Origin of the sequence: Pseudomonas sp. GXM4 (assembly GCF_008923895.1) — a bacterium.
GTDB classification, from domain to species: domain Bacteria; phylum Pseudomonadota; class Gammaproteobacteria; order Pseudomonadales; family Pseudomonadaceae; genus Aquipseudomonas; species Aquipseudomonas atacamensis.
Window position 1 is genome coordinate 20,780 of record NZ_WBRZ01000041.1, and the last position, 7,055, is coordinate 27,834.

Below are 7,055 nucleotides of genomic sequence, written 5' to 3' on the forward strand. Positions count from 1 at the left end.
ACAGCAAGGGGCGCAATTGTAGAGAAGGGACTGCGGGGGCGCAAGGCAATTGGTGATTATTTGAACAACCACCGATCTTCCAGACACCGTAACCGAATGTGGGAGCGAGCCTGCTCGCGAATGCGGCCTGTCAGGCAACAATGACGTCGACTGACACTCCTCTTCGCGAGCAGGCTCGCTCCCACAGTTGATTGCGTGGAGCTTATTTTTTTGCGGCAGCCTTGGCCTTCGCACCGCGCTGGCGCTGGGCTTCGAAAAGGCACACGCCGGTGGCGACCGACACGTTGAGGCTGCTGACGCTGCCGGCCATCGGCAGATTCACCAGATAGTCGCAATGCTCGCGGGTCAGGCGGCGCATGCCTTTGCCTTCGGCGCCCATGATCAGGATGGTCGGGCCGGTGAGGTCCTGGTCATAAATGCTGACCTCGGCTTCACCTGCGGTGCCGACTACCCACAAACCGCGCTGCTGGAGTTTTTCCAGAGTGCGCGCCAGGTTGGTCACAGCCACCAGCGGAATCACTTCCGCGGCGCCGCAGGCAACTTTACGCACCACCGGAGTCAGCGTGGCCGACTTGTCCTTCGGCACGATCACCGCCAGCGCACCGGCCGCATCGGCCGAGCGCAGGCAGGCGCCGAGGTTGTGCGGATCGGTCACACCGTCGAGCACCAGCAACAGCGGCGCGCCTTCGGTGCGATCGAGCAACTCGTCGAGCATGGCCTCGCCCCACACCTGACTCGGGCTGACTTCAGCGACAACGCCCTGATGCACGCCTTCAACCCAGGCGTCCATTTCGCGACGCTCGGCCTGGCCGACCTGAACACGGTTTTCGTTGGCCAGCTCGACCAGCGTCTGCACGCGCGGATCGTTGCGGCTTTCCGCCAGCCAGATCTGCTTGACGCGCTTGGGGTGGTGACGCAGCAACGCTTCTACCGCGTGAACGCCGTAGATTTTTTCCAACTGACTCATGACTTCGCCTTCGGTTTACGCGCCCCGCCACTTTTGGCTGGAGCGGAACCCGCTTTTGGCGGGCCCTTACGGTGTTTGCTCGGCTTGGCTGGCTTGCCGTCGGTCGCCCTGTCAGGCGCCGACCGTCCGGTCTTTCCCCCGGACGCCGCTTTACCACCGTTTTTCGCATCGGCCAGCAAGGCCTTCTTCAATTCACGGCTTTTGCGCAGCTCGGCGTTTTTCGCCACGGCGTCGCTCGGGCGATAGGCTTCGGAGACCTTTTCCTTGGCCGGACGACGGCTGGCGGTTTTCGCTGGAGCCTTTTCCTCCGCAGCCCTGGCAGCAGGCGCAGCGGTTTCGGTGCCACGTTTCTTGCGACCAATCGGCGCGCTGATGGTTTTCTCGGCCATCTCGAAGTCGATCTTGCGCTCGTCTAGGTCGACGCGCATGACGCGTACTTCAACGGTGTCGCCAAGACGGAAACTGCGACCGGTGCGCTCGCCCGCCAAGCGGTGATGCACAGGATCGAAGTGGTAGTAATCGCCTGGCAGCGCGGTGACATGCACCAGGCCTTCGACGTAGATATCGGTCAGCTCGACGAACAGACCAAAACCGGTCACTGCAGTGATCACGCCCGGGAACGACTCGCCGACGCGATCCTTCATGAACTCGCACTTGAGCCAGTTCACCACGTCGCGGGTCGCTTCGTCGGCACGGCGCTCGCTCATCGAGCACTGCTCGCCGAGCTGCTCCAGTGCCGCTTCGTCGTACGGATAGATGCGCGCTTTCGGAATGGTCATCGCCCCGGCACGACGAACGTGCGGGGTGTCCTGTTTCGAATGGATCACGCTGCGGATCGCGCGGTGCGTGAGCAGGTCCGGATAACGACGGATCGGCGAGGTGAAGTGGGTATAGGCTTCGTAATTCAGGCCGAAGTGGCCATCGTTTTCAGCGCTGTACACCGCTTGACTCAACGAACGCAGCATGACGGTCTGGATCAGGTGGAAATCCGGACGATCCTTGATGCTCGCCAGCAGGGCCTGATAATCCTTCGGCGACGGACCGTCCTTGCCTTTGTGCAGGGACAGGCCGAGCTCACCGAGGAACGCGCGCAGTTTTTCCAGACGCTCTGGCGGCGGACCAGCGTGAACACGATACAGCGCAGGAATTTCGTGCTTCTTGAGGAATTCGGCAGTGGCCACGTTGGCGGCCAGCATGCACTCCTCGATCAGCTTGTGCGCATCATTACGCACGGTCGGACGGATTTCGGCAATCTTGCGCTCGGAGCCGAAGATGATCCGGGTTTCCTGGGTTTCGAAATCGATCGCGCCACGTACGTGACGGGCGGCCAGCAACACCTTGTACAACGCGTAGAGCTGTTTGAGGTGCGGCACGACGTCGGTGTACTCACCGCGCAGTTTGCGCGCTTCGGTCGCCTTCGGCGTTTCCAGCATCGCGCTGACCTTGTTATAGGTCAGACGAGCGTGGGAATGGATCACCGCCTCATAGAAGCAGTAGTCGGTCATTTCGCCAGACTTGGAGATGGTCATCTCGCAAACCATGGCCAGACGATCGACTTGCGGGTTCAGCGAGCACAGGCCGTTGGACAGTTGCTCGGGCAGCATGGGAATCACGCGCTCGGGGAAGTACACCGAGTTGCCGCGAACCTGAGCTTCGTTGTCCAGCGCCGAGCCGATCTTCACGTAGCTGGAAACGTCGGCAATCGCCACGTACAACTTCCAGCCACCGGAGAACAGGCGCAGTTTGCCCGGTTTGGCTTCGCAGTAGACCGCGTCATCGAAGTCGCGGGCGTCTTCGCCGTCGATGGTGACGAACGGCAGATGGCGCAAGTCGATGCGCTTCTCTTTGTCTTTTTCTTCAACTTCCGGCTTGAGCTTGGCAGCTTCTTTCACAACCGCTTCAGGCCAGACGTGCGGAATGTCGTAAGTGCGCAGGGCAACATCGATTTCCATGCCCGGCGCCATGTAGTTGCCGACCACTTCGACCACATCGCCTTGCGGCTGGAAGCGCGGCGTTGGCCAGTGGGTGATTTTCACTTCGACGAACTGACCGATCTGCGCATTGGCGTTGCGGCCCGGCGTCACCAGCACTTCCTGCTGGATCTTCGGATTGTCGGCAACGACGAAACCGATGCCGCCTTCTTCGAAGTAGCGACCGACGATGGTTTCGTGAGCGCGGGACACCACCTCGACGATCACACCTTCACGGCGACCACGACGGTCGAGACCGGAAACCCGGGCCAGCGCACGGTCACCATCGAACACCAGACGCATTTGCGCCGGGCTCATGAACAGATCGTCGCTGCCGTCGTCCGGCACGAGGAAACCGAAACCGTCACGGTGACCACTGATGCGGCCGAGGATCAGGTCGAGCTTGTCTACCGGCGCGTAAGTGCCACGGCGGGTGTAGATCAGTTGAGCGTCGCGCTCCATAGCGCGCAAGCGGCGGCGCAGGGCCTCGATCTGGTCTTCTGTGGTCAGACCAAACTCTTCGACCAGTTGCTCGCGGGCAGCAGGCGAACCCCGATCGGCGAGGTGCGCCAGGATCAGTTCGCGGCTGGGAATAGGGTTTTCGTATTTTTCCGCTTCACGAGCGGCCTCGGGATCGAGGGACTGCCAATCGGCCATTAGAGAGTTTTCACCTTGTCTATATACGGGTTAGTTTGGCATAGGCGCCGGGAAACGGGAAATTTCCGCTGCTATAAGGCTGTGCAAGGCCTTGTATCGACGCTCGGACACCGTTTTGAACGCCGCTGGTAAAAAAAATCAGTTTTTTCTGCGGCAGGGGTTTACAGTTAAAAAGACGCTCCGTATAGTGCGCGCCATCGACGACGCACAAGCGCTTTCGATGATGCCCAGGTGGTGAAATTGGTAGACACGCCAGCTTCAGGTGCTGGTGACCTTACGGTCGTGGAAGTTCGAGTCTTCTCCTGGGCACCAATTTCGAGTTTGAGACTAGATCAGTTTCAACACTCACACAAAACCCGCGAAAGCGGGTTTTTTGCATTTGCGGGAAAGCTTTTGCTCACACTGATTTATTAAAACCAAATCAGGGGTTTACAGATCAAAAAGGCCTCCGTATAGTGCGCCACATCAACAGCGGCAACGCTTGCGATGATTGCCCAGATGGTGAAATTGGTAGACACGCCAGCTTCAGGTGCTGGTGACCTTACGGTCGTGGAAGTTCGAGTCTTCTTCTGGGCACCAATTCAAATTCAAGGTTCAGGCCTTGGATTTCACAAAAACCCGCGAAAGCGGGTTTTTGCGTTTCTGCTTTCCTGAATTTCCGCAGGTCTTGTAGGAGCTGACGAGTGCAACGAGGCTGCGATCTTTTGATCTTGCTTTTGACCCCCTACCGTTTAACAGCAAGATCAAAAAGATCGCAGCCTTCGGCAGCTCCTACACAATCACCAGCCGCCCCATAAGGCGCACTTGAGAAACAATATCGTTTATCATTGTTGCAAGTTTTTGCAATGCGACAGTGAGGAACCCTGCGAATGACGTTTCGAAATACCCTGCGCCGAGGCCTGACCTTCACCCTCCTCGGCCTGGCACTCGCCACTCCCCTCACCCAGGCTGCCGATGCGGTTTCCCTGACTCTCTACAACGGCCAGCACAAGGAAGTCGGCGACGCAATTGCCAAGGCTTTTGAAGCCAAGACCGGCATCCACGTCAACGTGCGCAAAGGCAGCAGCAACCAGCTCGCCAGCCAGATCATCGAAGAAGGCGACCGCTCGCCCGCCGATGTGATCTACACCGAAGAGTCGCCGCCGCTGAACAACCTCGGCGAACAGGGTCTGCTGGCCAAGGCCGATGACGCCACCCTAGCGGTTTTGCCGGAAAAATACGTCGCCGCCAACGGTACCTGGATCGGCGTTACCGCGCGCGTGCGCGTGGTCGCGTTCAATCCGAAACTGATCGATGAAAAAGACCTGCCGAAATCGGTGATGGAATTCTCCGAGCCGCAGTGGCAAGGCAAGGTCGGCTTCGTGCCGACCAGTGGCGCCTTCCAGGAACAGGCCGTAGCAATCATCAAACTGCACGGTCGTGACGCTGCCGAAGAATGGCTGACCGGCCTGCGCGCGTTCGGCAAGACCTACAGCAACAACATGGTCGCGCTTAAAGCGGTGGAAAACGGCGAAGTCGCTACCGTCCTGGTGAACAACTACTACTGGTTCGCCCTGCAACGCGAGAAAGGCAAGCTCGACTCCAAGCTGCATTATTTCACCGGCGGCGACGCTGGCGGCTTGATCACCGTGTCCAGCGCTGCCGTGCTGAAATCCAGCAAACATCCAAAAGAAGCCCAGCAATTCCTCGCCTTCATGGCCAGCGAAGAAGGTCAGCGCGTGATCACTCAGACCACCGCCGAATACCCGCTGCACAAAGGCATGGAATCGGATCGCGGCCTCAAGCCGTTCAGCGAACTGGAAGCGCCGAACGTCACTCCGGCGGACCTGGGCAATGCTGAAGAAGCGCTGGAGCTGGAACGCGAAGTTGGCCTGAACTGATGGCAGCATCGTTATCGGCCCCCGCCGCGCGCGGGGGTTACGTGCCACGACGCAAAAGACCGTCAATCTGGCTGGTGCTGCCGGTATTGCTACTGGTGGTCATGAGCCTGCTGCCACTGGCCTATGTCGGACTGAAAGCCTGGCAGGCCGGCTGGGCCGAGGCGCTGCATTTGCTGTGGCGCCCGTATGTGTTCGGCCTGTTGCGCAACACCTTGGCACTGATGGTCGGCGTGACGGTTACCTGCGCCGTGATAGGTCTGTCGCTGGCGTGGCTGCTGGAGCGCAGCAATCTGCCGGGGCGGCGCCTGTGGGGCGTGATCCTGTGCCTGCCGTTTGCGGTGCCGGCGTTTGTCAGCAGCTTCACCTGGGTCTCGCTCAGCGCGCAATTCGAAGGCCTCGGCGGGGCGATTCTGGTGATGAGCCTGTCGAAGTATCCGCTGATCTTCCTGCCAGTTGCGGCGACCCTGCGCAATCTCGATCCCTCCCTCGAAGAATCCGCCCGCACGTTGGGACAGAATCGCTGGGGCGTGTTTTTCCGAGTCACCCTGCCGCTGCTGTGGCCATCGCTGCTGGCCGGTTCGCTGCTGATTGCCCTGCACATGCTGGTGGAATTCGGCGCGCTGTCGATCATCGGCCTGCAAACCTTCACCACGGCGATCTACCAGCAATTCGAACTGGAATTCAGCAATGCCAATGCTGCGATGCTTTCGGCGGTGTTGCTGGCGCTGTGTCTGCTGCTGTTGTGGCTGGAGCTGCGCGTGCGTGGCAAGGGCCGGCATGTGCGCACCGGCCAAGGCGCGGCGCGGCAGGCTGAACAGGTAAAGCTTGGAGCGTGGGCGGCGCTTGGTCAGTTGTATTGCCTGTTGCTGGCGATTATCGGCAGCGGCATTCCGTTGGGGATGTTGGCGTATTGGCTGGCGGTCGGCTCATCGGCGGCGTTCCCGGTAGCGGCGATCACCGAGGCGCTGCTGTCATCGCTGGCATTGTCATTGGGCGGTGCCGCGCTGTGTCTGGTGCTGGCGGTGCCGGTCGGGTTGCTGGTGGTGCGCTATAAAGGCCGATTGGCAATCTGGGCCGAACGCCTGCCTTATCTGTTGCACGCGCTGCCGGGGCTGGTGATTGCGTTGACGCTGGTGTATTTCGCCCTGCATTACGTGCCAGTGCTGTATCAGACGTCGGGCTTGCTGCTGATCGCCTATGCGCTGCTGTTCCTGCCATTGGCGCAGGCGCCGATCCGTACTGCGCTGAACAAGGCTGCACCGCAGCTGGAAGAAGCGGCGCGGACATTAGGCGCATCGTCGTTCACCGCGTTTTGCCGGGTGACCTTGCCGATCATTTTCCCGGCACTGGGCGCGGCGTTTGCGCTGGTGTTTCTTGATGCGATGAAGGAACTGACGGCAACGTTGCTGCTCAGCCCAACCGGACTCAATACATTGGCGACCGAAGTCTGGGCGCACACGGCGAATGTCGAGTTTGCGGCGGCGGCGCCTTATGCGGCGTTGTTGATTGTGGTCTCGGGGTTGCCGGTTTATCTGCTGACGACGCGGATGTATCTCAGCCGCTAAAAGATCGCAGCCTTCG

Annotated in this window: 4 protein-coding genes and 2 tRNA genes; 4 read left to right on the forward strand and 2 right to left on the reverse strand. The window is 60.0% G+C overall.

From position 1 onward, the window contains the following. Positions 1 to 202: 202 nt before the first annotated feature. Positions 203 to 967, reverse strand: a complete 765-nt coding sequence (rlmB, locus tag F8N49_RS08465; RefSeq protein WP_024011372.1) for a 23S rRNA (guanosine(2251)-2'-O)-methyltransferase RlmB — start codon at positions 965 to 967, stop codon at positions 203 to 205. Next, the gene (gene rnr / locus F8N49_RS08470; RefSeq protein WP_122751699.1) at positions 964 to 3,594 is read right to left on the reverse strand and encodes a ribonuclease R; all 2,631 of its coding nucleotides are present in this window, start codon (positions 3,592 to 3,594) and stop codon (positions 964 to 966) included. The genes rlmB and rnr overlap by 4 nt, the downstream gene beginning before the upstream one ends. Before the next feature lie 225 nt (positions 3,595 to 3,819). Here rnr and F8N49_RS08475 point away from each other — a divergent pair. The 4 genes from F8N49_RS08475 (at position 3,820) to F8N49_RS08490 (ending at position 7,039) form a co-directional block, all read left to right on the forward strand. Beyond that, positions 3,820 to 3,906 (forward strand) — tRNA-Leu (locus tag F8N49_RS08475). Between the two features lie 180 nt (positions 3,907 to 4,086). Then, a tRNA-Leu gene (locus F8N49_RS08480) sits at positions 4,087 to 4,173 on the forward strand. 290 nt (positions 4,174 to 4,463) lie between these two features. Next, on the forward strand, positions 4,464 to 5,474 hold the full coding sequence (locus F8N49_RS08485; RefSeq protein WP_016771941.1) for an extracellular solute-binding protein: 1,011 nt from the start codon (positions 4,464 to 4,466) through the stop codon (positions 5,472 to 5,474). Then, entirely contained in the window at positions 5,474 to 7,039 is a 1,566-nt protein-coding gene (locus tag F8N49_RS08490; protein ID WP_071174241.1) for an iron ABC transporter permease, read from the forward strand. Before F8N49_RS08485 ends, F8N49_RS08490 begins: the two co-directional genes overlap by 1 nt. Positions 7,040 to 7,055 lie beyond the last annotated feature (16 nt).

What these genes read in the sequence shown, in the direction of transcription:
- rnr (WP_122751699.1), bottom strand. Translation starts at nt 3,594, where the DNA reads ATGGCCGATTGGCAGTCCCTCGATCCCGAGGCCGCTCGTGAAGCGGAA.
- rlmB (WP_024011372.1), bottom strand. Translation starts at nt 967, where the DNA reads ATGAGTCAGTTGGAAAAAATCTACGGCGTTCACGCGGTAGAAGCGTTG.
- F8N49_RS08485 (WP_016771941.1), top strand. Translation starts at nt 4,464, where the DNA reads ATGACGTTTCGAAATACCCTGCGCCGAGGCCTGACCTTCACCCTCCTC.
- F8N49_RS08490 (WP_071174241.1), top strand. Translation starts at nt 5,474, where the DNA reads ATGGCAGCATCGTTATCGGCCCCCGCCGCGCGCGGGGGTTACGTGCCA.